Genomic DNA, 23,154 nt, shown 5'->3' on the forward strand with positions numbered 1-23,154 from the left:
CGGTGCTGGAGCGCACCGAATGTTTGCTGCCGTTTCCGCAGATGCGGTCGGGACCACCGCGCTACCCTGATGCCCGTGGGGGACACAACTATTCTGACTGTGCTGCGCGAACGTGCCGGTCTGCAGGGCGACGACCCGGCGCTCACGTTCATCGACTACGACCAGGACTGGTCCGGGGTCCCGGAAAGCCTGACGTACGCGCAGCTATATCGGCGGACGCGCAACGTTGCCCGTGAACTCCAACGGTGCGGTTCGGCAGGCGACCGCGCGGTGATCTTGGCGCCGCACGGGTTGGACTACATCGTCGGGTTTCTCGGCGCGCTGCAGGCCGGCCGGATCGCGGTTCCGCTGTCCGTTCCGCTGGGTGGCGTCAGCGATGAACGCGTCACCTCGGTGCTCCGCGATGCGTCGCCGTCGGTCGTGCTCACCACCTCGCCCATCGCAGAGCTGGTGGCGGAGTACGTCGAGGCGCAACCCGGGGCTTCCACCCCGGCGATCGTCGAGGTGGACCGACTCGATCTTGATGACCCGTCCGGGTCGATTGCCGCGGCCCAAAACCACACGGACATCGCGTATTTGCAATACACGTCGGGGTCGACACGGCAGCCGGCCGGGGTGATGATGTCGCACAGCAATCTGTTGGCCAATTTCGAACAGCTGATGTCCAGCTACTTCGCCGAGTACGGAAACCTGGCTCCGCCCGGCACCAGCATCGTGTCCTGGCTGCCGTTTTATCACGACATGGGCTTGTACCTGGGAGTCTGTGCGCCGGTGCTGGCCGGAGTTCCCGCCACGCTCATGAGCCCGGTGGCTTTCCTGCAACGCCCGGCCCGGTGGATCCAATTGCTGGCGACCAATGGTCGCACCTACACGGCGGCGCCGAACTTCGCGTTCGAGTTGGCCGCACGCAAGACATCGGATGAGGACATGGCCGGGCTCGATCTTGCCGATGTTCTGGTCGTCGTCACTGGCAGCGAGCGGGTACACCCGGCAACGCTGCGACGCTTCACCAAGCGATTCGCCCCTTTCAAACTGCGCGAAGCGGTGGTGCGGCCGTCGTACGGGCTCGCCGAAGCGACGGTTTACGTGGCGACCGACGTCGCGGATCGACCGCCGGCCATCGTGCGCTTCGACACCGAGAAGTTGACCGCCGGCACGGCACAGCGCTGCGAGAGCACCGGCGGCACACCACTGGTCAGCTACGGGATGCCGCAGTCACCGCTGATTCGCATCGTGGATTCGGAGACATGCAGGGAGTGCCCGGCGGACACCGTCGGTGAGATCTGGGTGCACGGCGACAACGTCGCGTCCGGTTATTGGCAGAAGCCGAAGGAGACCGCGGCCACGTTCGGTGGCCGGCTCAGCACTCCGTCGGCCGGCACGCCCGAGGGTCCCTGGCTGCGCACCGGGGACCTGGGATTCGTCTCTGAGGATGAACTGTTCGTCATCGGACGGATCAAGGACCTGTTGATCGTGTACGGCCGCAATCACTCGCCCGACGACATCGAGGCGACAATCCAGGAAATCACCAAGGGTAGGTGTGTGGCGATCGCGGTTCCGGACGGTTCGACCGAAAAGCTGGTCGTCATTTTCGAAGTCAAGACGCGCGGCGATTCTCGGGAAGCGATCCTGGACCACCTCGCCGACCTCAAGCGCGAAGTGACCGCTGCGGTATTCGACGTGCACGGCCTGGCGGTCGCGGACGCGGTTCAGGTGTCGCCGGGGTCGATCCCGGTCACCACCAGCGGCAAGGTCAGGCGTGCACTGTGTGTGGAGCAGTATCGGCAGGGCCAGTTCGCCCGCTTGGACGCATGAACCTGGCGTACGACGACCGCGGCCACGGTGAACCCGTGCTGTTCATTGCCGGCCAGGGCGGCCTTGGACGTACCTGGGGTCTCCACCAGGTCCCCGCGTTCCTGGCGGCCGGCTATCGGGTCATCACGTTCGACAACCGGGGCGTCGGCGCGACCGCAAACGCAGACGGGTTCACAACGGCAACGATGGTGGCCGACACAGCGGAGCTGATCGAGCGGCTCGATGCGGCACCGGTACGCATCGTGGCTGTCTCGATGGGTTCCTACATCGCCCAGGAGTTGATGCTCGCCCGCCCCGAACTGGTGCGGCAGGCAGCGTTGATGGCCACGCGTGCTCGCCACGATCGCACGCGCGAGTTCTTCCGCACCACCGAACGGACCTTGGCGCAGTCCGGCGTCCGACTCCCGACCCGCTACGAAGCGAAACTGCGTTTGCTTGATAGCTTTTCACCGAAGACCTTGAACGATGACCGGTCGGTTCAAGATTGGATCGACACGTTCACGATGTGGCCCGCGGCGTCGACCCCCGGGATCGGCGCCCAGTATGACGTCGCCCCGGAAACCGATCGACGACCGGCCTACGGGTCGATCACCACCCCGGTGTTGGTGATCGGATTCGCCGAAGACCTCGTGATGCCCCCGCACCTGGGCGCCGAAGTAGCTGCGGCCCTTCCGAACGGCCGGTACCTGGAGGTGGCGGACACCGGCCATCTGGGCTTTCTGGAGAGACCACACGCAGTGAACAAGGCGGTGCTGGACTTCTTCGCCGGCGGCGCCGGCCGGGGGTAGCGCCGCGCACCGCACGTGCCGACCGACCGGTACCCCGCCTGCACCTGCCTGCCGGCTTCGAACACCGCGCCTTGCCAGGAAGTTTACGGCCGCACCGCGGCTGAATTGACGTCTGAGTCGGGAAATGTGCTGAAACCGTAACCACCGTTTCCGGCTCAGGACGCAGGTGATATGCATTACGCTCCGTATCGCGCTGGGGGAGCGAATTTGACGTCGCTTGCGAGGGGGTTCGCAATTTTGGGGGTACTAAGGCGGGTGTGGATCCCGCTGCTCATACTGGCGGTCCTCGGTGCTGGCGGATTCACGGTTTCGCGCCTGCACGGCGTCTTCGGGTCCGAGGTCTACCCGACCTATGCGGATACCGAAGTCGAGGAACGTCCGCCCTACAACCCCAAGCAGTTGGTGCTCGAGGTTTTCGGCCCGCCCGGCTCGGCAGCCCGGATCAGTTACTTCGATGTCGACGCCGAACCGCAGATCATCGAAAGTGCAAGCTTGCCTTGGTCTTTGACGTTCGACATGACCGAGACGACCGCGATGGTGAACATCATCGCGCAGAGCGATGCCGACACCGTCGGCTGCCGTATCACCGTCGACGATGAAGTGAAGGCGGAGCGGGTGCGGCAAGGCGAAAGCGCTTTCACATTCTGTGTGCTGAGGGCCGCATGAGCACCCAGCAGCTCGACGAACCGGTAGACCGAAAGCCGCCGTTCGTCGCGCGGATGATCTATCGACTCGCGGTGCCGATCATCCTGGGATGGGTACTGATCGCCTACGTCCTGGGCGCGGTCGTCCCGCCTCTCGAACAGGTCGAGAAGGAGCGCTCCGTATCGCTGATTCCCGAGGGGGCGCCGTCCTTCGAGGCCATGAAGCGGATGGGAGCGCACTTCGAGGAATCGAACTCCAACAGCGTGGCGATGATTGTCCTGGAGGGGCAGCAACCACTCGGCGATGAGGCCCATCGCTACTACGACGAGTTGACTCGGCAACTGCGAGCCGACACCGCACACATCCAGCATGTGCAGGACTTCTGGGGGGACCCGCTCACCGCTGGTGCCGCGCAAAGCCCGGACGGCAAAGCCGTATACGTCCAAATGAGTCTCACCGGCGACCTCGGTCAGGCGTTGGCGAACGAGTCCTTGGCGGCTGTCCGAGACATCGTGGGACAGACGCCCGCGCCGCCGGGGGTCTCCGCCTATGTCACCGGCCCGGCGGCCCTGGTTGCCGATCTGAGCCAGAGCGGCAACAAAACCGTCCTGCTGGTCACCGGACTCAGCCTCGCCGTGATCTTCACCATGCTGCTGTTGTTCTTTCGGTCGATCGTCACGGCCGTGGTGCTGCTTTTGCTGGTGGGAATCCAATTGCAGGTGGCCCGCGGAGTGGTCGCACTCCTCGGTGATCAGGAAATCATCGGGCTTTCAACGTATGCGGTGAACTTGTTGGTCACGCTCGGGATCGCGGCGGGAACCGATTACGGCATCTTCTTCACCGGGCGGTACCAGGAGGCCCGCCAAATCGGTGAGGATCGGTTGACGAGCTTCTATACCACTTACCGAAGCGTTGCCAAGGTTGTGCTGGCGTCCGGCTTGACGATCGCCGGAGCGGTGTTTTGTATGAGTTTCACTCGTCTTCCGTACTTCAAAACCCTGGGCATTCCATGCGCCCTGGGCATGGTCGTCGCGGTCGCGGTGGCGCTGACGCTGATCCCGGCCGTTCTGGCATTGGGCGGCCGTTTCGGGTTGTTCGAACCCAAGCGAAAAATCATGGTTCGTCGGTGGCGCCGGTTGGGAACGGCGATCGTGCGATGGCCGGGTCCAATTCTCGTGGCCACTTGCGCCGTATCGCTCATCGGATTGTTGGCATTGCCGGCGTATGAACCGGGCTACAACGACCAGAAATATCTACCGCACGATATACCCGCGAACGAGGGGTATGCGGCCGCCGACCGCCATTTTCAGCAATCGCTGATGGTGGCACCCGACATCTTGTTGATCGAAGCCGATCATGACCTCCGCAACCCGGCCGACTTCCTCATCTTGAACAAGGTGGCCAAGGAGGTGCAGTCCGTTCCCGGCATTGCTCGGGTCCAGGCTGTCACCCGACCCGAGGGTAAACCGCTCAAACACACGACGATACCGTTCATGATCAGCATGTCGAATGCCGGTCAGCTGCAACTCCTGCCGTTTCAAAAAGCGCGCATGGACGACTTGCTGAAGCAGGCAGACGAGATATCCAAAACAGTAGGCGTGATGCAGCGCATGTACGGGTTGATGCAACAACTGGCAGCCACGACCAGCGAGATGGTGGCCAGAACGCATGAGCTCCAAGAGGTGACCGACGAACTGCGTGATCATATTGCGAACTTCGACGATTTCTTCAGGCCTATTCGCAACTACTTCTACTGGGAATCGCATTGCATGAACATCCCGGTGTGCTGGTCGATCAGGAGTTTGTTCGAGGCCCTCGACGGTGTCGATCAAATCAGCGATAAAATGCGTGATCTCGTCGGTAATCTAGACGAGCTGAATGCGCTTATGCCGCAGCTGATGGCCGAGTTTCCGGCGATGATCTCCACCATGCAGAGCACCCGCACCATGATGCTGGGTATGCATAGCACCATGACTGGAATATTTTCCCAAATGGAGGAGATGAGCGACGACGCAACTGCGATGGGTAAGGCTTTTGACACCGCGCAGAACGACGACACTTTCTACCTGCCGCCGGAAATATTCAGGAACGAAGACTTCAAACGTGTCATGGACGTTTTCATATCGCCGGACGGCACAACGGTGCGCATGCTGGTTACGCAGCAGGGCGACCCGGTGACACCGGAGGGGATAGCGCGGGCGGGTCCGATTCGGACCGCGGCGGCCGAGGGCCTCAAGGGGACGCCGCTGGAGACCGCCAGAATTTCCCTCACCGGCAGTGCGGCAATGGGGCAAGACCAAGTGGTTGGTTCAACCTACGATCTCTTGATCGCCGGCGTCGCAGCGCTCTGCCTGATTTTCATCATCATGCTGATAATGATCCGCAGTTTGGTGGCCGCCTTGGTCATCGTGGGGACGGTGGCGGTTTCGCTGGGTGCGGCATTCGGACTTTCGGTGCTGATCTGGCAGCACATCCTCGGCATGCAACTGCATTGGCTGGTACTCGCGATTGCGCTGATCATTTTGTTGGCGGTCGGATCGGACTACAACCTGCTGCTCGTCTCACGGATGAAGGAGGAAATCGGCGCCGGCATCAACACGGGGATCATCCGGGCGATGGGTGGTACCGGCACGGTCGTGACTGCAGCGGGGTTGGTGTTCGCCTTCACCATGATGGCCATGCTGGCCAGTGACGTGCGCACCATCGGCCAAGTGGGCTCGACCATCGGGATCGGCCTGCTGTTCGACACCCTGGTGGTGCGCGCGTTCATGACCCCGTCGATTGCCGCACTGCTGGGTCGGTGGTTCTGGTGGCCGCAACGGGTGCGACAGCGGCCGGCAAGTGCGCTCCTGCGGGCGACGGGGCCCCGGCCGCTGGTCCGTGCGCTCTTGCTGAGTCCGGAAGAACGCTCCCCCTGATGAACCACGATCCGCCGCTTGTTGCGCGGATGATCTACCGGCTGGCCGTGCCGATCATTCTCGGGTGGCTGGTGGTCGTCACTGCCGCGACCTTCCTCGTCCCCTCGCTGGAACACGTCGGACGAGAGTTCTCGGTGTCTCTGGTGCCCAAAGACGGCCCGTCATTCCATGCGATGCAGCGCATGGGGCACAACTTCGGAGAATCGGATTCCGACAGTGTGGCGATGATTGTCTTGGAGGGGCAACAATCGCTCGGCGACGAGGAGCATCGCTACTACGACGAGTTGGTTCGTCAGCTGCGCGCAGACCCGGCACATGTTCAACACGTACAGGATTATTGGGGCGACCCGCTGACGGCGACGGGCGCGCAGAGCGGCGATGGCAAGGCCGCGTATGTGCAATTGAATCTCGCCGGAAATCAAGGCGAAGCGCTGGCAAACGAGTCCGTGGCGGCGATCCGCGCCATCGTCGACCGGACACCGTCGCCGCCCGGCGTCGAGGCCTACGTGACCGGCGCCGCACCGCTGGTGACCGACATGAATCTCGCCGGCGACCAATCGATCATCCGAATCACCATCGTCACGCTCGCGGTGATCTTCACGATGTTGCTGTTCGTCTACCGGTCGGTGACAACCGCCATCCTGTTACTGCTCATGGTCGGCATCCAGGTGCAAGCCGCCCGGGGGGTCGTCGCATTCCTCGGTGACAACGAAATCATCGGGCTCTCAACATTTGCCGTCAATCTACTGGTATCGCTGGGGATCGCCGTCGGGACCGATTACGGCATCTTCTTCACGGGGCGCTACCAGGAGGCACGGCAAGCCGGGGAAGATCCGGTCGCGGCCTTCTATACGACCTACCGCAGCGTCGCCAAGGTGGTCCTGGCCTCGGGACTGACCATCGCCGGAGCGATCTTCTGCCTGAGCTTCGCCCGACTGCCGTACTTCCAGACCATGGGCATCCCTACCGCGGTCGCCATGGCCGTTGCCGTTGCGGTTGCGCTGACGCTGATTCCGGCGACGATCGCGGTCGGCGCCCGCTTCGGGCTGTTCGAACCGAAGCGACGGATCGTCGTCCGCCGATGGCGTCGGTTGGGCACCACCATCGTGCGGTGGCCCGCACCCGTTCTGGTCACGGCATGCGTGGTGGCGCTCGTCGGACTCTTGGCGCTGCCCGCGTACAAGACCAGCTACAACGACCGGCTTTACGTTCCCGCGGACATTCCCTCCAACGTCGGGTATGCGGCGGCTGAGCGCCATTTTCCGAAGTCCCGGATGATGCCCGACATCTTGTTGGTCGAGGCCGATCATGACATGCGGAATCCCGCCGGCGTTCTGGTGTTGGACAAGTTGGCCAAGGCCATATTCGAGGTCGAAGGGATTTCGCGGGTCCAAGGGATAACGCGGCCGGAGGGAAGTCCGATCGAACGAACTTCGATCCCATTCATGCTGAGTCTCCAGAGTGCCAGCCAGCAGCAAATCCTGCCGTTTCAGCGGGACCGCATGGATGACATGGTGGTCCAAGCCGACGATCTGGAATCGATGATCGGCATCATGCAACGGATGTACAAATTGATGCAGCAGCTGGTCGCAGCGACGCATATTACTGTTCGCGATACCCACGATCTGGAAGATCTCACGAACGAGCTACGCGACAATATGGCTGATTATGACGATTTCTTCCGGCCGATTCGTAACTATCTTTATTGGGAGCCGCACTGTTTCAACATCCCGCTCTGCTGGGGGTTCCGATCGTTGTACGACGCCCTTGACGGTGTCGACGAACTGAGCGAGAAGATGCGCGGCATGGTCGAGAATCTCGATCGACTCGATGTTTTGATGCCGCAGATGATCACCCAGTTTCCGGCGATGATCGCCACCATGAAGGTGATGCGGAGCATGATGCTCACGATGCATAGCACCATGTCGGGCACATTCGCGCTGATGGACGAGATGGATACCGACGCCACGGCCATGGGCAGAGCGTTCGACGCGTCCTTCAACGACGACTCGTTCTACCTGCCGCCGGAAGTTTTCGAGAATGCGGACTTCAAGCGCGCGATGGACTTGTTTTTCTCGCCGGACGGGAAGACGGTCCGTTTCATCCTCACGCATCGGGACGACCCGGCAACACCCGAAGGGATCGCCCGGGTCGACGCAGTTGTGAATGCCGCTGAGGAAGCGCTCAAGGTGACACCGTTGGAAAATGCCAAGATCAGCCTGGCCGGGACTGCTGCCACGTTCAAGGATATGCGCGATGGCTCAACGTATGACCTTTTGATTGCGGGCGTGGCGGCCCTGGTCCTCATTTTCAGTATTATGCTGATCATCACCAGAAGTCTGGTCGCGGCATTGGTGATTGTGGGTACGGTCGCTTTATCACTGGCGGCGGCATTCGGATTATCGGTATTGATATGGCAACACATTCTCGGTATTGAATTGCACTGGTTGGTGCTCGCCATGTCGGTGATAATCCTGCTCGCGGTGGGTTCGGATTACAACCTGCTTTTGGTGTCGCGGATCAGGGAAGAAATCGGTGCCGGTATCAACACTGGAATTATTCGTGCCATGGGTGGTAGCGGCAAGGTGGCGACCGCCGCGGGCCTGGTTTTCGCTTTTACCATGATGTCGATGGTGGTCAGTGACCTGCGCATCATCGGTCAGGTGGGGTCCACGATCGGGATCGGTCTATTGCTGGACACCCTGGTGGTGCGCGCGCTGATGACGCCGTCGATAGCCGCGCTGCTCGGACGCTGGTTCTGGTGGCCGCAACGGGTACGACAACGACCGGCGAGTTCATTGCTCAGACAGACCGCACCACGTCCGGTGACCCGGTCGTTGCTGCTCCCACGCGACGACTCTGAGCCGCGGCCGTGATGAACCCGGCAATTTCCTGTGGACATCACAAAACCGGCGGGACGCCAAACCTCGGCGAGTAAAGTCCCGGCCTTAAGGGGAGGAAGAGGTTCACACATGATCAAAGCGTCGTTGACCAGGCTGACCGTAACCGTTGCCGGGTTGGGTTTGGCGTTGACCGCGGGGGCCGGCATCGCAACCGCGGCGCCACTGGATTCGATGGTCAACACCACCTGCAGTTACCCGCAGGTGATGTCGGCGTTGAATGCCCAGGATTCGGCGGCCGCCGCGCAGTTCAACGCGTCCTCGGGGCCGTCCATGTTGCAACAGTTCCTCGGCGCTCCGCCGCCGCAACGTCGGCAGATGGCAAACATGCTGGCGAACTACCCGGCAAATCAGCCCTACCTTGGCCTCATCGAGCAGGTGTTCAACACCTGCAACAACTTCTGAGGACCAGCGCCGGGCGCGATTTCGCGAAACTTTCGCACATCCGTTGAACGCGGAGGTCAGAGCGCTGGACGGGCTCCGAATCGGGTGACTCCTGCCCGCCGCGGTGTTTCGGCCCATGGACAGTCGGGTAGTTGCAACAGCGGGTCGGGGTGTGGCTGTTTCAAGGACGGCCACGAAACCGTTAGGAGCAACGCAATGAAAGCTAGCAAGACGACTGTGTACCGCGGACTCGGCGGAATGCTTGCCGGGGGCCTGCTCGGTGCAGCCGCCAGCGCTACGATCGCGCTGCCCGCGGCTAGCGCGGCCCCGGATAACTGCAGCGCCAGCGACGTGGCCACCACGGTCAGCTCCGTGCAGGAGTCCGTGGGCGGTTACCTGTCCGCCAACCCCGAGGTCGACCAGGCTCTGAGCGAGATCGCCAAGAAGCCGGCCGAGCAGGCGCAGGCGGCCTACCAGACCTACTTCGCCGAGAACGAGGACGTTGCCGGCGAGCTGCGCAGCATCCAGCAGCCCGTGCGGACCCTCAGCGAGGAGTGCGGCCTTCAAGTGACGCCGTCGCAGTCCCTCGAGGCGCTCGAGGCCATCTAGCCGAACCCGCAGGTAGTGCCCGCCCGCTCCCGAGTGGGCGGGCACGCTTGTGTGCCTGCGTCCGCTGTCCGGCCGGCGCGTCGGCCCCACCGGGCAGGATGGGGCCATGGCAACCCGCGAGCAGGCGCAGTCGATCCTCGAACAACTGGCCGGACCGGGCGCCACCCTGCGCGATGACCAGTGGGTGGCGATCGAGGCTCTGGTGGTGCATCGGCGTCAGGCACTGGTGGTGCAGCGCACCGGCTGGGGCAAATCGGCGGTGTACTTCATTGCCGCCAAGCTGCTGCGCGCCACCGGGCACGGCCCCACCGTGATCGTCTCCCCGCTGCTCGCCCTGATGCGCAATCAGGTCGAGGCGGCCGAGCGGGCGGGGGTGCGCGCGGCGACGATCAACTCCGGCAACGTCACCGAATGGGAGACGATCCACCAGCGGGTCGCCGACGGTGCCCTCGATGTCCTGCTGGTCAGCCCGGAACGGTTGAACAACCCCGACTTTCGGGAGAATGTGCTGCCGGCGTTGGCCGCCGACGCGGGACTGGTGGTGGTCGATGAGGCGCACTGCGTCTCCGACTGGGGTCATGACTTCCGGCCCGACTACCGGCGCATCCGCACGCTGATCGGCGAACTCGGTTCCAACATCCCGGTTCTGGCGACGACGGCCACCGCCAATGATCGCGTGGTCACCGATGTCGCGGCCCAGCTGGGGGTCGGTGGACGCGACACCCTGGTGCTACGGGGCGGGCTGGACCGCCAGTCGCTGCGGCTTTCGGTGGTCCGGGTGGGCAACCCGGCCCAACGTGCGGCATGGCTTGCCGCACAGTTGGATTCGCTGCCGGGCTCCGGCATCATCTACACCCTGACGGTGGCGCAGGCCCAGGACGTCGCCGCCCTGCTGCGGGATCAGGGCCACCCGGTCGCGGCCTACACCGGGGCCACCGACACCACCGAACGTGAACAACTCGAGGCCGACCTGCTCGCGAACCGGGTCAAGGCGCTGGTCGCCACGTCGGCGCTGGGGATGGGTTTCGACAAGCCCGACCTGGGTTTCGTCGTTCATCTGGGCGCGCCGTCCTCGCCGATCGCCTATTACCAGCAGGTCGGCCGCGCCGGCCGTGCGACCGACAGCGCCGAGGTGATCCTGTTGCCGGGCACCGAGGATCAGGACGTGTGGCGGTACTTCGCGTCCGTGGCATTCCCGTCGGAGGCGATGGTGCGCCACGTTATCGGGGCCTTGGACGCCGATCGGCCGCAGTCGACGGCGGCGCTGGAACCGCAGGTCGATCTGAACCGGTCTCGGCTCGAAATGGTGCTCAAGGTGCTCGATGTCGACGGGGCGGTGCGTCGCGTCAAGGGCGGCTGGATCGGCACCGGACAACCGTGGGAGTACGACGAGGACCGCTACCGGGCCCTCGAGCAGGCGCGCAACCGGGAACAACAGGCCATGCTGGACTATCAGAGCACCGACGGCTGCCGAATGGTGTTCCTGCGCAGCCAACTCGACGATCCGGACCTACAGCCCGGCGAGCGGTGCGGACGCTGCGACAACTGCACCGGTGCTCGCTTTGAAACCGCCGTCGACGAGGCGACGCTGGCCGCCACCCGGGAGCGGTTACGTCGCCCCGGCGTCGACATCACCCCCCGCAAGCAGTGGCCGTCCGGTTTGGCCTCGCTGGGATTGGAGCTGAAGGGCCGGATCGCCGACGGCGCCCAGCCGGGCCGCGCCATCGGCCGGCTCACCGACCTCGGTTGGGGTGCCCGGCTGCGGAAGTTGCTGGCCGAACCCGATGCCGAGGTGCCCGACGAGGTGATCGGCGCGGCGATCGAGGTGCTCAAGGTCTGGGATTGGAAAACCAGGCCGGTCGCAGTGCTGGGTCTGGACTCCGAGACCCACCCGCTGCTGATTTCGTCCACGGTCCGGCGGCTCGCCGAGGTCGGGCGGCTGACCAACCTCGGCACCCTGCGGTACGCGCCGCAGCGTCGCCCGGTCACCGCGGCGAATTCCGCGTACCGGGTGGCCGCGCTCGACGGGGCCTGGGAGCGCCCCGAGATCAGCGCCGACGGTCCGGTGCTGCTGGTCGACGATCTGGTCGACACGGGATGGACGATGACCATGGCGGCCCAGCTGTTGCGCAGTGCCGGCGCCCCCGAGGTGCTGCCGTTCGCGCTGGCCAGCGTCAGCTGAGCGGTGCCGAACCGCCCAACTGCGCGGTGATCACCTCGGCGGAGGCGACCAGATCGCGCGCCCGCTTGGTGATCTCGGTGTCGGTGAGGGCATGGCCGATATGCAGCGAGGCGACCATGACCTGCCGTTGATGGTGGTCGAAGATCGGCGCGGAGATGACGCTGATATCCGTACGGGCCCTGCGGCGCTGCCCGCCGGCCCCGGCCTCGTCGCGCAGGTACACCCGTTCGCCGATGTCGGAGACCAACTCACCGAGCAGCGCGCGCAACTCGTCGGGTAATGCGTTGGGCATGCCCGCCATCAGGGCATAGAGTCGCCGCCCGCCCGGCGTGAGGCGCTCGACCAGGTAGCCGCAGGAACGGCACTCCGCGACCACGGACGCCAGCCGGTCGGACTCGGTGCGTAGCGGGATCGTCGGCGACTTGGCCAGCCAGTCCCGCAGCGCGTCGTCGTCCCAGAGCACGAACATCAGCCCGACCGGCGGGGCGAACGGGTAGCTCTGCCCCACCCGGACCCCCACGTCGACCCCGGACGGCCCGACGAGATCGAGCAGGGTGATGCGGTCGTCGACGACGGCCGAGAGGGCCGCGGTGGTCTGGTAGGTCTGCGAGAGTCGGCGCAGTTCGGCGCGGGCGGCGGGGCTGATCCGCAGGGACTCCTGGGCGGTGTGGCCGAGTGCGATCAGCGCCGGGCCCAGCCGGTAGGTCTTGTCCCGGCCATTGTCGGCGGTGTCGCGAACCAGATAGCCCGCATCGGTCAACGTGGTGAGGATGCCTAGGCAGGTGGGCTTGCTCAGCCCGATCCGGCGGGCCAACTCCGACAGGCCGAACCGGTCGTGGGGGTGGCCTGCCAAGAACTCCAGGACCGCGACCACGCGCGCCGTCGGCGGGGAAGCGCGGCCGGTGGGCTCGGGGGGACTGACCAACATTGACTCCGATTGGAACGCGTTCTAGTCTCGGGTCAGAACTCTACCAGTGTGTTCCAATACTGGACCACCGATAAGGCAAACCGAAGGACGCCGATGTATTCGCAGCCACTCCTCGACGCCATCGCGGAGGCCGAACGCCTGGTCGCCGAGGCGCCGCACATCGAGACCGAAGCCGATCTCCTGGAGGGCCTGCAATACCTGGCCGGCGGGATCTCGGCGTGCACCCATATCGCCTTCGACTACGACCGGGACCATCCCTTCCTGCAGTCGGGCACCGGACCGTTCAACAAGATGGGCCTGGACAACCCGGACACGCTGTACTTCGGCACCCGGGTGCAGGCCGGGCACGAATACGTGGTCACCGGAAAGCGCGGCACCACCACCGATCTGAGCTTCCAACTGCTCGGCGGTGACTACACCGACGCGACCGTTCCCGACAGTGAAACCGCGTTCGACGACCGTCAACTCGACATCGCCGCCGACGGCAGCTTCGAATGGCGGCTCACCCCGAAAGCGCCTGCCCAGCTGCTCATCCGCGAGGTGTACAACGACTGGTCCGCCCAGCGCGGCACCGTCACGATCGCCCGTACCGATACTGCCGGCACCGCGCCGCCGCCGCTGACCCGCGCGCAGATCGAGAAGCGTTACGCCGTCGCGGGCAGTCAACTGGTGCAGCGGGTCAAGACCTGGCTGCAGTTCCCGCAGTGGTTCTACCTCAACATCCCGGTGAACACCATGGTGGCACCGCGGCTCACCCCGGGCGGCCTGGCCACGCAGTACTCGTCGGCCGGCCACTTCGAGTTGGCCCCGGAGCAGGCGCTGGTGATCACCGTGCCGGTTTCGGATGCGCCCTACATGGGCTTCCAGCTCGGCAGCCTGTGGTACATCTCGCTGGACTACATCAACCACCAGACCTCGTTGAATGGCACTCAGGCGCAGGCTGATCCGGACGGCAACATCAGGATCGTGGTCTCCGACACCAACCCGGGGATCACCAACTGGGTGGAGACCCTCGGGCACCGCCGCGGCTACCTGCAGTTCCGCTGGCAGCGGCTGTCCCGAGACCTCACCGAGGCCGACGGACCCAAGGTCGAACTGATGGACGCGGCCGACGTCGCGACGGCGTTGCCGTATTGCGAGAAGAACACAATCACCGAGGATGCCTGGCGCGCTCGAATCGCAGTGCGCCAGCAACAAATTGCCAACAGGATGCTGGGGTAGACGATGGCCGGGTTGCTGCAGGACAAGGTAGTGGTGATCAGCGGTGTCGGACCCGCGCTGGGAACGACGCTGGCGCGCCGATGCGCCGAGGCCGGCGCCGACCTGGTGCTGGCCGCCCGCACCATGGATCGCCTCGAAGAGGTCGCCAAGCAGGTCGGCGACACCGGGCGCCGGGCGGTGGCGGTGGGCACCGACATCACCGACGATGAACAGGTGCAGAACCTGGTCGCGGAAACCATGCGGGAGTTCGGCAGGGTCGATGTGCTGATCAACAACGCCTTCCGGGTGCCGTCGATGAAGCCGTTGGCCGACACCACGTTCGAGCATATGCGGGAGGCGATCGAGCTCACGGTCTTCGGCGCCCTGCGCCTCATCCAGGGCTTCACCCCGGCGCTGGCCGAGTCCGCGGGGTCGGTGGTCAACGTCAACTCCATGGTGGTGCGGCACTCACAGGCCAAGTATGGCGCCTACAAGATGGCGAAGTCCGCGCTGCTGGCGATGTCACAGTCGCTGGCCACCGAGCTGGGGGAGCAGGGCATCCGGGTGAATTCGATTCTGCCCGGCTACATCTGGGGCGGAACCCTGGAGGGGTACTTCACGCACCAGGCCGGCAAGTACGGCACCACCGTGGACGAGATCTACCGGGCCGCCGCGGCGGCCTCCGACCTCAAGCGGCTGCCCACCGAGAACGAGGTGGCCTCGGCGATCCTGTTCATGGCCAGCGACCTGGCCAGCGGCATCACCGGCCAGGCCCTCGACGTCAATTGCGGGGAGTTCAAGGCGTGACCGGGAGACGAAGCGAAGTGAGGATCGCAGCGAGGTACGAGCGAGGACCGGAGCGAGCGGGAGTCGACCAATGACCGGGGCCCGCACCAACGTCGGCACGGTCGAGGACCTGCACGCCTCGGCGACCAAGGCCGTCGGTCTCGACGACTTCGGCGTCGACGACGACAACTACCGCGAAGGTCTGCGGGTACTGCTCGAGTCCTATCAGCGCGACGCCGACCTCACCGAGTTCGGCAGCAAGATGTGCCGGTTCTTCCTGCGCAACGCCCTGGTGGCCCGGCTCATGTCGGAGGCGGCGTGGCAGCAGCATCCGCAGCATGCGGACGTGGTGATCGAGCGGCCGATCTTCGTGACGGGGTTGCCGCGCACCGGGACCACCGCATTGCACCGGCTGCTGACCGCCGATCCCGGCCACCAGGGGCTGGAACTGTGGCTGGCCGAGTTCCCGCAGCCGCGGCCGCCGCGGGAGACCTGGGCGCAGAATCCGGTGTTCCAACAACTTGATGCGCAATTCGCCAAGGCGCACAACGAGGATCCGGAGTATCTGGGCCTGCACTACATGACCGCGGACGAGGTCGAGGAGTGCTGGCAGCTGCTGCGCCAGTCGCTGCACTCGGTGTCCTATGAGACGTTGGCGCATGTGCCCACGTACGCGCAGTGGCTGTCGCGGCAGGACTGGACCAAGCCGTATCAACGGCACCGCAAGAACTTACAGCTGATCGGGCTCAACGACCCCGAAAAACGTTGGGTGCTCAAGAATCCCAGCCACCTGTTCGCGTTGGACGCGCTGATGGCCACCTACCCCGATGCGCTGGTGGTGCAATGTCACCGCCCGGCCGAAACCCTGATGGCCTCGATGTGTTCGCTGGCCGCCCACACCACCGCGGGTTGGTCGAATTCGTTTGTCGGCCCGCAGATCGGCGCCGACGCCCTGGAGACCTGGTCGCGCGGCCTGCAACTGTTCAATGCCGAACGGGCCAAACATGATCCGGCGCAGTTCTGCGATATCGAGTACGCCGACTTCGTCAAGGACCCGATCGCCACGGTCGCGGGCATCTACACCCACTTCGGTCTCGAATTGACCGACGCCGCCGAACAAGCGATGCGCGACATGCACAATGCCAGCCAACAGGGGCCGCGCTCACCGAAGCACACCTACTCGCTGGCCGATTACGGACTGACCGTCGAGGACGTCCGAGAGCGTTTCGCGGGGCTGTGAACTAGCCGGGCCCCTTGCCGGGTTTGTCGGGTTTACCGTTGCCGCGGCCGTTGCCGCGGTTGCCGGGCGACTTCTTCTTGCCGGGTGGCTCTTCTCCCATCACCGGCACCGGTGCGGGCGGCAGGGTGGACGCCGACGGTGCGGGTGGCGGCGGCGCTGTCGAGACGGCGGGCGCTGTGGTCCCCGGTGCCGGTACCGAGGGCGAGTCCTGCGCAGCGGCCACGAACATCGCTGTCACCGCGACCAGCACGGCACCGCCGCCCGCCAGCGCCACGGATCGGCGCGACGGTCGGCGCCGCGGCGGCGGCACGTAGACCAGCGACGCCGGTTCCATCGGGAACGGGGTTTCGAGCACCTTCGTCGACGGCGGCCGCGGCGACGGCACGGCGGGTCCGCTCAGCGCACCTAGCATGTCGTGCGCGCTGCGGAATCGATGTTGCGCATCGCGAGCCATGGCGCGTTCGATGGTGTGCACGAGATCCGGTTCGGCGTCCGGCCGGAGGGCGAGTAACGGGGGCGGTTGTTCGGTCATGATCGCGCGGGCCAGCGCTCCCAGGTTGTCGTGGTGAAACGGCGCGCTGCCGGCCAGGGCCTGATAGCCGACCACCCCGACCGCGTAGACGTCGTCGGCCGCTGATGCCGCCTCGCCTGCGACCCGCTGCGGACTCAAATACGCCATGGTGCCCAGGATTTCACCGGTCCGGGTCGGCGCGGTATCCACGGTCTTGGCAATCCCGAAATCGGCCACCTTGAGGGCATCCCCGGAGTCGGTCAGCAGAATGTTTCCCGGTTTGATGTCGCGATGCAGTATCCCCGCCGCATGCGCCACTTCCAGGGCAGCGAGCACGTTCTGCAACATCGACCGCACGACTGTCCCGGGCAACGCGCCTCGGGCGAGCACATCGGCAAAAGTGCTGCCGGGCAGCCGTTCCATCACGATGTACGGCGTACCGAGGTGTTCACCGGTGTCGTAGACCGACCCGATGTTGGGATGATTGAGAGCGGCCGCCGCCCGGGCCTCCGCATGAAAGCGGTGCTGCATGTCGGGCCGGGATCGGAGGCCGGGATGCAGCAGTTTGATCGCGACCGGACGATTCAGTCGGGCGTCCCAGCCGTCACGCACCTCGGCCATGCCGCCACTGCCCAACACGCCTCCGAGCTGGTAGCGGCCTCCGAGAAGTACGGCGTCCATCGACCCGGCTGCATACCCGGGCGGACCGATTTCAAACGGGTCCGGCGTCAAGGGATCAGGAACGGGTTGGTGCGGCGCTCCAACCCGATGGTGCTCTGGGCCCCGTGCCCGGGCAGCACCAGCGCCCGATCGTCGCGCACCAGCAGCTTGTTGATGATCGAACCGAGCAGATGGTTTCCGCTGCCACCCTCGAAGTCGGTGCGTCCCACGCTGCCGTTGAACAGCGTGTCGCCGGTGAACAGCAGATCGGGATGGTGCGGGTCGGCCACCCGGAACGTCACCGAACCCGGGGTGTGGCCGGGCGTGTGATCGACGGAGACCGCGATCCCGCCCAGGGTCAGCGCGGCGCCGTCGGAGAGTTCCACCACCTGCTCGGGCTCGGAGCACAGCACCCCCACCAGGCGTTGGACCAGCTTCGGCGCGACCCCGCGGATCGGGTTGACCAGCATCGCCCTGTCCTCGACATGGATGCACGTCGGTATCGCGTAGTGGTCCGACAGCCGCTGGGCGCTCCACACGTGATCGAGGTGCCCGTGGGTGAGCAACACCGCGCGCGGCGCCAACCGGTGCTGACGAACCAGATCGCGCACGCGGGCCGACGCGCCGTCACCGGGGTCGATGATCAACGCTTCTCGGTCGGCGTGATGAAACACCAAGTAGCAGTTGGTCCGTACCAAGCCGGTCTGAAATCGCAGAATCTCCAGTTGGCCGAAGCGTTGCCGATCAGTCACCGATCATCCCGGCCGAACGCGTCAACCGTCGCCCGGTGACGGGGCGCTGGACACCGCCTCGAGGCAGCCCTCGGCGATGGCGTGCTTGATGCTGTCGGACAGCTTGGGGCACGACCGCATGGGTGCGGTGTTGCCCTCGGCGCGGGCGTCGGCGAACACCGCGCAACGCCGGGTGGCCTCCGAATTCCACTGCACGGCAGTGTATTGCGGACCGAGCTTCTTCACCGACACGGTGGCGTGGCAGAACCGGCAGTCGACCGGCGCCAAGCCGGAGGTCAGATACCGTTCCTGGTCGGCCGTGGTGGCGGCGCGTACGGCCGCGGCCCGCTCCGGATCGGAGGCGAAATCCGGTGCCTTGCTCCAGGATCCACCCGAGGTCGCGTCGCCGTCGGGATGGCCGTGACCGTCGTCGTCATCGTCGTGGCCACCCTGCAAGAGGACCATCGACCGCGCCAGGCGATCGACGTCGGGAGTCCCCTTGCCCGAGGTCATCCAGGGACCTCGGTGGCCTGCTGTTGCTTGGACTCGGCCTGGCGCTTGAGATTCTCTTCGACCTCGACCTGCCACTTCTCGTTGGCCGCGGTGGTGTCGACCTCGAGTTCGAAACGGTCGGTCATCTCCGGGGTGACGTCGGCGGCGTCGACGTAGAACTGCTGGTACCAGCGGCGCATCTGATAGACCGCGCCGTCCTCCTCGACCAGCAAGGGATTGTCGATGCGGGTCTTGTGCTTCCAGATCTCGACGTCCTGCAGGAAGCCCTTGCTGACCCCGTCGGTGAACGCGTCGGCGAGCTTCTCGGAGGTGGCGTCGTCGAGGCCCTGCGGCTTCTCGACGATCACGCCCCACTGCAGCATGAACGAGTCCTGGGTCACCGGGTAGTGGCAGTTGATCAGGATCGACTCGGCCTTGAAGTCACCGTAGGTGTTGTGCAGCCAATTGATCATGAACGACGGGCCGAAGTACGACGCCTCGGAGTCCAATTTGGCATCGCCGTAGGCGGTACCCATGTCGTTGATGTCCGGTCGGCCCACGTTGTGCAGGTACTGCGAGGCGATGTGGCCCTCGAAGACGTTCTTGAAGTAGGTCGGCAGACCGAAATGGATGTAGAAGAAGTGCGCCATGTCGGTGACGTTGTCGATGATCTCGCGGCAGTTGGAGCCCTCGATCAACAGCGAGTTCCACTTCCAGTCGGTCCACTGGCCGCTGGCCCACTCCGGGATCTCGGGGATCCGCACCTCGGGCTGCGGCGGATTGCCCTCGTGGTCGTGCCAGACGAACAGCAGGCCGCCGCGGACGTCGGTGTGCCATGCCCGGGTGCGGGCCAGCCGCGGGGTGCGCTTGGCGTACGGCACCAGCTTGCACTTGCCGTCGCCGCCCCAGCGCCAATCGTGGAACGGGCAGGCCACCTCGTCACCCTTGATGGTGCCCTGGGACAGGTCCCCACCCATGTGCCGGCAGTACCCGTCCAGGATCTTCAGCTCGCCCGCAGAGTCCGCGAACACCACCAGTTTGCTGCCGAAGATCTCCACGCTGTGCGGCTTGCCGTCCAAAAAGCTCTGCACGGGCCCCAGGCAGTGCCAGCCGCGGGCGTAGCGGTCGGGCAGTGCTCCGGTGTCGATCTCGCGAATTCCGCTGTGGGCTGTTTCAGTCGTCACTTCGCGCCTCCAGTCTCTCTAACTAGAACACGTTACAGTTTTCAACCCGATTCCCGCAATGACGGGGGCGTGACCTGCGGCATACCCGCTGCCGAGGGGGATTACTCCGTGTCTCGCAGGCCGGTCTGCAGGGCGATGAGCTGCATCTTGCCGACATTGTTGACGAACTGGTCGGTGGTGGTGTCGCCGACGGCGCTCTCGAAGTCCAGCCGCACCAGCGCCCGCCCCTCGGTGAAGAGCAGCTGCGTCACGGCGGTATCGCCCTCGGGCGAGGTCCCGGAGATGACCACGCCGTCGGTGCCGACCGGGGCGGGCCGCGGGGTGCCGCCGATGACCTTCGTGGGCAGGCTTTCGGTGGCGGCCTGCAGCGTCTTCTGGGCGGTCTCGGCGTCGGGGTAGAGCAAGATGGTGTTGGCGATGGCGCGGTCGTCCTCGGCGTTGACGAAGAACGCACTCGCACCGGGCATGCCGTTCGGATTGGTGTCGACCGACCGCGCGGTGAAGGTGTCCTCGCCATCGCTGAGATGCTCGGCCTTGATCAGCAGGGGGCGGAAGTCGACCGCCAGATCTTTATCGGTGTCGGCTTTCGTCGAGGTGGCGGTCGGCGAGGACGCCGCGGTCGAGGACGTGGTGGTCTCGGCGTCGAGGCCTGCCGCCGGATCAGCGGACAGGCCGCCGCATGCGGTGGCGCCCAATGCGATCAGCGCCGCGATCGCGGCGCCGCAGAGACGGCCGGAGAGCCGTCTGGACTGGCGTGCGGTGGCGTGGGTGCTGGCGTAATGGCGTGGCAAAGCGATCAATTCTCGTGTGCGAGGGTTGGCGAAGTCGGACTGACTTGTCGGACTTTTTTTACCCTACGCGGTCGAGCTGTCAGCGACCTGAGACGAGCGCCTTCGGGGCGGCCACCGTGGCGAGGCTCACTGCGGCTTGTCGCTGCCGACCACCCACATGGAGTAGTACTGGGCGCCGCCGCCATAGGCGTGCCCCAACGCCTTGCGGGCACCCTCGACCTGGTGCGCTCCGCCCTTGCCCATCACCTGGATCGCCGACTCGGCGAACCGGATCATGCCCGAGGCGCCGATCGGATTCGACGACAGCACCCCGCCGGACGGGTTGAACGGGATCTTGCCGCCGATCGCGGTCTCGCCGGCCTCGGTGAGTTTCCAGCCCGCACCCTCGGGGGCGAAGCCCAGGTTCTCCAACCACATCGGTTCGAACCAGGAGAACGGCACGTACACCTCGGCGACGTCGATCTCGTCGATCGGGCTGGTGATGCCCGCATCGCGCCACAGCGCGGCGGCGGCATCCCGGCCGGCCTGCGGGTTCACCTGATCGCGCCCCGAATACGCCAGTGGTTCGGTGCGCAGCGCGGTGGCGTGGATCCAGGCGACCGGATGGCCGTCGCTCACCCGGGCATCGGCGGCCTGCTCGTCCCCGATCACCATCGCCGCGGCGCCGTCGGAGGACGGGCAGGTCTCGTCGAACCGGATCGGGTCCCACAGCATCTGTGAGGACAGCACCTTCTCCAGCGTGATGTCGGCCTGTTGCAAGTGCGCCAGCGGATTCTTCGAGCCGTTGAGCCGGTCTTTGACCGCGACCATCGCCCCGATGTGATCCGGCGCCCCGGACCGCCGGATGTAGGCGCGCACGTGCGGTGCGAAGTAGCCGCCCGCACCGGCGCCGACCGGCTTGGTGAACGGCACCGGAATGCTCAGCGCCCACATGGCATTGGACTCGGACTGCTTCTCCCAGGCCATGGTCAGCACCCGGCGGTACTTGCCGGACTGCACCAGGCTGGCCGCGACGATCGCCGTCGAACCGCCCACCGAGCCCGCGGTGTGCACCCGGATCAACGGTTTGCCGGTCGCGCCGGTGGCGTCGGCCATGAACAGCTCGGGCATCATCACGCCCTCGAAGAAGTCCGGCGCCTTGCCGACCACGACGGCGTCGATGTCGGCCATGGTGGAACCGGAGTCGGCCAGCGCCCGATCGATGGCCTCTCGCACCAGGCCGTTCATCGACACGTCGTGGCGTTTGGTGACGTACTTGGTCTGCCCGGTGCCGAGCACCGCGGCGGTGTTTTTCCTTGAAAGCCCGGCCACGATGTTATTTCCCTTCCAGGACGGCAACGAGATTTTGTTGTAGCGCAGCGCCACTGGTGGCGTGCGCCAGGACCCGGCCGGCCGAGCCATCGAAAATGTGCTGGGCCGCGAATCCGATGCGTTCCAGGCCCGCGGAGAACATCGGGTTGGCCGCCAACGCGCCACCGGAGGGGTTGATCTTGGTGGACGGCCCGAGTCCGATGGCCTCGGCCAGGATCAGCTGCTGGTGGGTGAACGGCGCATGCAGTTCGGCCACCTCGACGGACCCGGCGTCACCACCGAGGGCGGCCTGCGCCGACGCCGCGGTGGACGTCGACGTGGTCAGGTCGCGGGCGCCGAGGATCGGGGTCTCGATGCGATGCTCGATGCCGGTGATCCAGGCCGGGTTCTCCCGCAGCTCGCGGGCCTTGTCGCCGGCGGCCAGCACGATCGCGGCCGCGCCGTCGGTGATCGGCGCGATGTCGTGGCGGCGTAGCGGATCGGCGAAGAACGGCCGCTCCAACAGTTCGGACACGCTGGCTGCGGACTCGACCGAATCCACCCGGTCGGCCGCGGCAAACGACTCCACGGCCACCTGCGCCATGTCCTCGGCCGTCCATTTACCGCTGTCCAGACCGAAGCGGGCCTGCAGCCCGGCGATCGAGACCGCGTCGGGCCACAACGGCGCCACGCTGTAGGGATCGGTCTGCAACGACAGGATGCGCCGCAGCATGCCGGCGGAGGACTTGCCGAAGCCGTACACCAGCGCGGTATCGACCTGACCGGTCAGCAGCTTGATGTAGGCCTCGTACAGCGCCCACGCGGCGTCCATCTCCACATGCGACTCGTTGATCGGCGGCACCGCGCCGATCGAGTCGATCGCCGAGATGAACGAGAAGGCCCGGCCGGCGAGGTAATCCGAGGAACCCGAACACCAGAAACCGATATCGGTCTGCTGGAGCCCGAGCTCGCTGTAGAGCTGGGCGAAACAGGGCATCAGCATTTCGACGCCGTTGGTGGTGCCGTCGGTGTTGCGCACATGCGGTGCGTGTGCGAAGCCGACTACCGCAACATCACGAAAAGTCATTGGGGGTCAGCCT

19 protein-coding genes are annotated in these 23,154 nt (G+C 65.4%); 11 read left to right on the forward strand and 8 right to left on the reverse strand.

All coding sequences use genetic code 11. The features are described 5' to 3' along the window. The first annotated feature begins 75 nt into the window (after positions 1-75). From RCP80_RS02225 to RCP80_RS02260, 8 genes are all read left to right on the forward strand, one after another. Positions 76-1,815 (forward strand): AMP-binding protein, encoded by a 1,740-nt coding sequence (locus RCP80_RS02225; protein ID WP_373693433.1) that lies wholly within the window; start codon positions 76-78, stop codon positions 1,813-1,815. Next, entirely contained in the window at positions 1,812-2,603 is a 792-nt protein-coding gene (locus RCP80_RS02230) for an alpha/beta fold hydrolase (RefSeq protein WP_308480792.1), read from the forward strand. Before RCP80_RS02225 ends, RCP80_RS02230 begins: the two co-directional genes overlap by 4 nt. A gap of 255 nt (positions 2,604-2,858) precedes the next feature. Next, positions 2,859-3,269, forward strand: coding sequence for an MmpS family transport accessory protein (locus RCP80_RS02235; RefSeq protein ID WP_308480793.1), 411 nt, complete (start codon positions 2,859-2,861; stop codon positions 3,267-3,269). Then, positions 3,266-6,166: an MMPL/RND family transporter gene (locus RCP80_RS02240; RefSeq protein WP_308480794.1), complete on the forward strand. Its 2,901-nt coding sequence runs from the start codon at positions 3,266-3,268 to the stop codon at positions 6,164-6,166. Before RCP80_RS02235 ends, RCP80_RS02240 begins: the two co-directional genes overlap by 4 nt. Continuing rightward, positions 6,166-9,042 carry an MMPL/RND family transporter gene (locus RCP80_RS02245; RefSeq protein WP_308480795.1) on the forward strand — a complete coding sequence of 959 codons (2,877 nt, stop codon included), beginning with the start codon at positions 6,166-6,168 and terminating at the stop codon, positions 9,040-9,042. Before RCP80_RS02240 ends, RCP80_RS02245 begins: the two co-directional genes overlap by 1 nt. Positions 9,043-9,138: 96 nt before the next feature. Beyond that, positions 9,139-9,471, forward strand: a complete 333-nt coding sequence (locus RCP80_RS02250) for a hemophore-related protein (protein ID WP_373693434.1) — start codon at positions 9,139-9,141, stop codon at positions 9,469-9,471. A 195-nt stretch (positions 9,472-9,666) separates the two neighbouring features. Beyond that, positions 9,667-10,059, forward strand: a complete 393-nt coding sequence (locus tag RCP80_RS02255) for a heme-binding protein (RefSeq protein WP_308480796.1) — start codon at positions 9,667-9,669, stop codon at positions 10,057-10,059. 106 nt (positions 10,060-10,165) lie between these two features. Next, positions 10,166-12,241, forward strand: a complete 2,076-nt coding sequence (locus RCP80_RS02260; RefSeq protein ID WP_308480797.1) for a RecQ family ATP-dependent DNA helicase — start codon at positions 10,166-10,168, stop codon at positions 12,239-12,241. Here the strand turns inward: RCP80_RS02260 and RCP80_RS02265 are convergent. Beyond that, on the reverse strand, positions 12,234-13,169 hold the full coding sequence (locus tag RCP80_RS02265) for an IclR family transcriptional regulator (RefSeq protein WP_308480798.1): 936 nt from the start codon (positions 13,167-13,169) through the stop codon (positions 12,234-12,236). The genes RCP80_RS02260 and RCP80_RS02265 overlap by 8 nt on opposite strands. 93 nt (positions 13,170-13,262) lie before the next feature. On the opposite strand from RCP80_RS02265, the gene RCP80_RS02270 reads away from it, so the two are divergent. From RCP80_RS02270 to RCP80_RS02280, 3 genes are all read left to right on the forward strand, one after another. Continuing rightward, entirely contained in the window at positions 13,263-14,390 is a 1,128-nt protein-coding gene (locus tag RCP80_RS02270; protein ID WP_308480799.1) for a hypothetical protein, read from the forward strand. 3 nt (positions 14,391-14,393) lie between these two features. Further along, complete coding sequence (locus tag RCP80_RS02275) at positions 14,394-15,176, forward strand: SDR family oxidoreductase (RefSeq protein ID WP_308480800.1); 783 nt, start codon at positions 14,394-14,396, stop codon at positions 15,174-15,176. A gap of 70 nt (positions 15,177-15,246) precedes the next feature. Beyond that, positions 15,247-16,395 (forward strand): sulfotransferase family protein, encoded by a 1,149-nt coding sequence (locus tag RCP80_RS02280; RefSeq protein ID WP_308480801.1) that lies wholly within the window; start codon positions 15,247-15,249, stop codon positions 16,393-16,395. 1 nt (position 16,396) lies between these two features. Here the strand turns inward: RCP80_RS02280 and RCP80_RS02285 are convergent, their stop codons facing one another. The 7 genes from RCP80_RS02285 to RCP80_RS02315 form a co-directional block, all read right to left on the reverse strand. Next, complete coding sequence (locus RCP80_RS02285) at positions 16,397-17,587, reverse strand: serine/threonine-protein kinase (protein ID WP_308480802.1); 1,191 nt, start codon at positions 17,585-17,587, stop codon at positions 16,397-16,399. A 47-nt stretch (positions 17,588-17,634) separates the two neighbouring features. Further along, positions 17,635-18,291, reverse strand: coding sequence for an MBL fold metallo-hydrolase (locus RCP80_RS02290; RefSeq protein ID WP_373693502.1), 657 nt, complete (start codon positions 18,289-18,291; stop codon positions 17,635-17,637). Positions 18,292-18,339: 48 nt separating this feature from the next. Further along, a complete protein-coding gene (locus RCP80_RS02295; protein ID WP_308480804.1) occupies positions 18,340-18,810 on the reverse strand; it encodes a hypothetical protein in 471 nt (156 codons plus the stop codon). Beyond that, positions 18,807-19,973 carry a 3-ketosteroid-9-alpha-monooxygenase, oxygenase component gene (locus tag RCP80_RS02300; protein ID WP_308480805.1) on the reverse strand — a complete coding sequence of 389 codons (1,167 nt, stop codon included), beginning with the start codon at positions 19,971-19,973 and terminating at the stop codon, positions 18,807-18,809. The genes RCP80_RS02295 and RCP80_RS02300 overlap by 4 nt, the downstream gene beginning before the upstream one ends. Before the next feature lie 101 nt (positions 19,974-20,074). Next, positions 20,075-20,764 carry a hypothetical protein gene (locus tag RCP80_RS02305; RefSeq protein WP_308480806.1) on the reverse strand — a complete coding sequence of 230 codons (690 nt, stop codon included), beginning with the start codon at positions 20,762-20,764 and terminating at the stop codon, positions 20,075-20,077. A gap of 126 nt (positions 20,765-20,890) precedes the next feature. Beyond that, positions 20,891-22,165, reverse strand: a complete 1,275-nt coding sequence (locus tag RCP80_RS02310) for a thiolase family protein (protein ID WP_308480807.1) — start codon at positions 22,163-22,165, stop codon at positions 20,891-20,893. Further along, positions 22,080-23,141, reverse strand: coding sequence for a thiolase family protein (locus RCP80_RS02315; protein WP_308480808.1), 1,062 nt, complete (start codon positions 23,139-23,141; stop codon positions 22,080-22,082). Before RCP80_RS02315 ends, RCP80_RS02310 begins: the two co-directional genes overlap by 86 nt. Between the last annotated feature and the right edge of the window lie 13 nt (positions 23,142-23,154).

The sequence above is a fragment of the Mycolicibacterium sp. MU0053 genome, assembly GCF_963378095.1.
Classification (GTDB): domain Bacteria; phylum Actinomycetota; class Actinomycetes; order Mycobacteriales; family Mycobacteriaceae; genus Mycobacterium; species Mycobacterium burgundiense.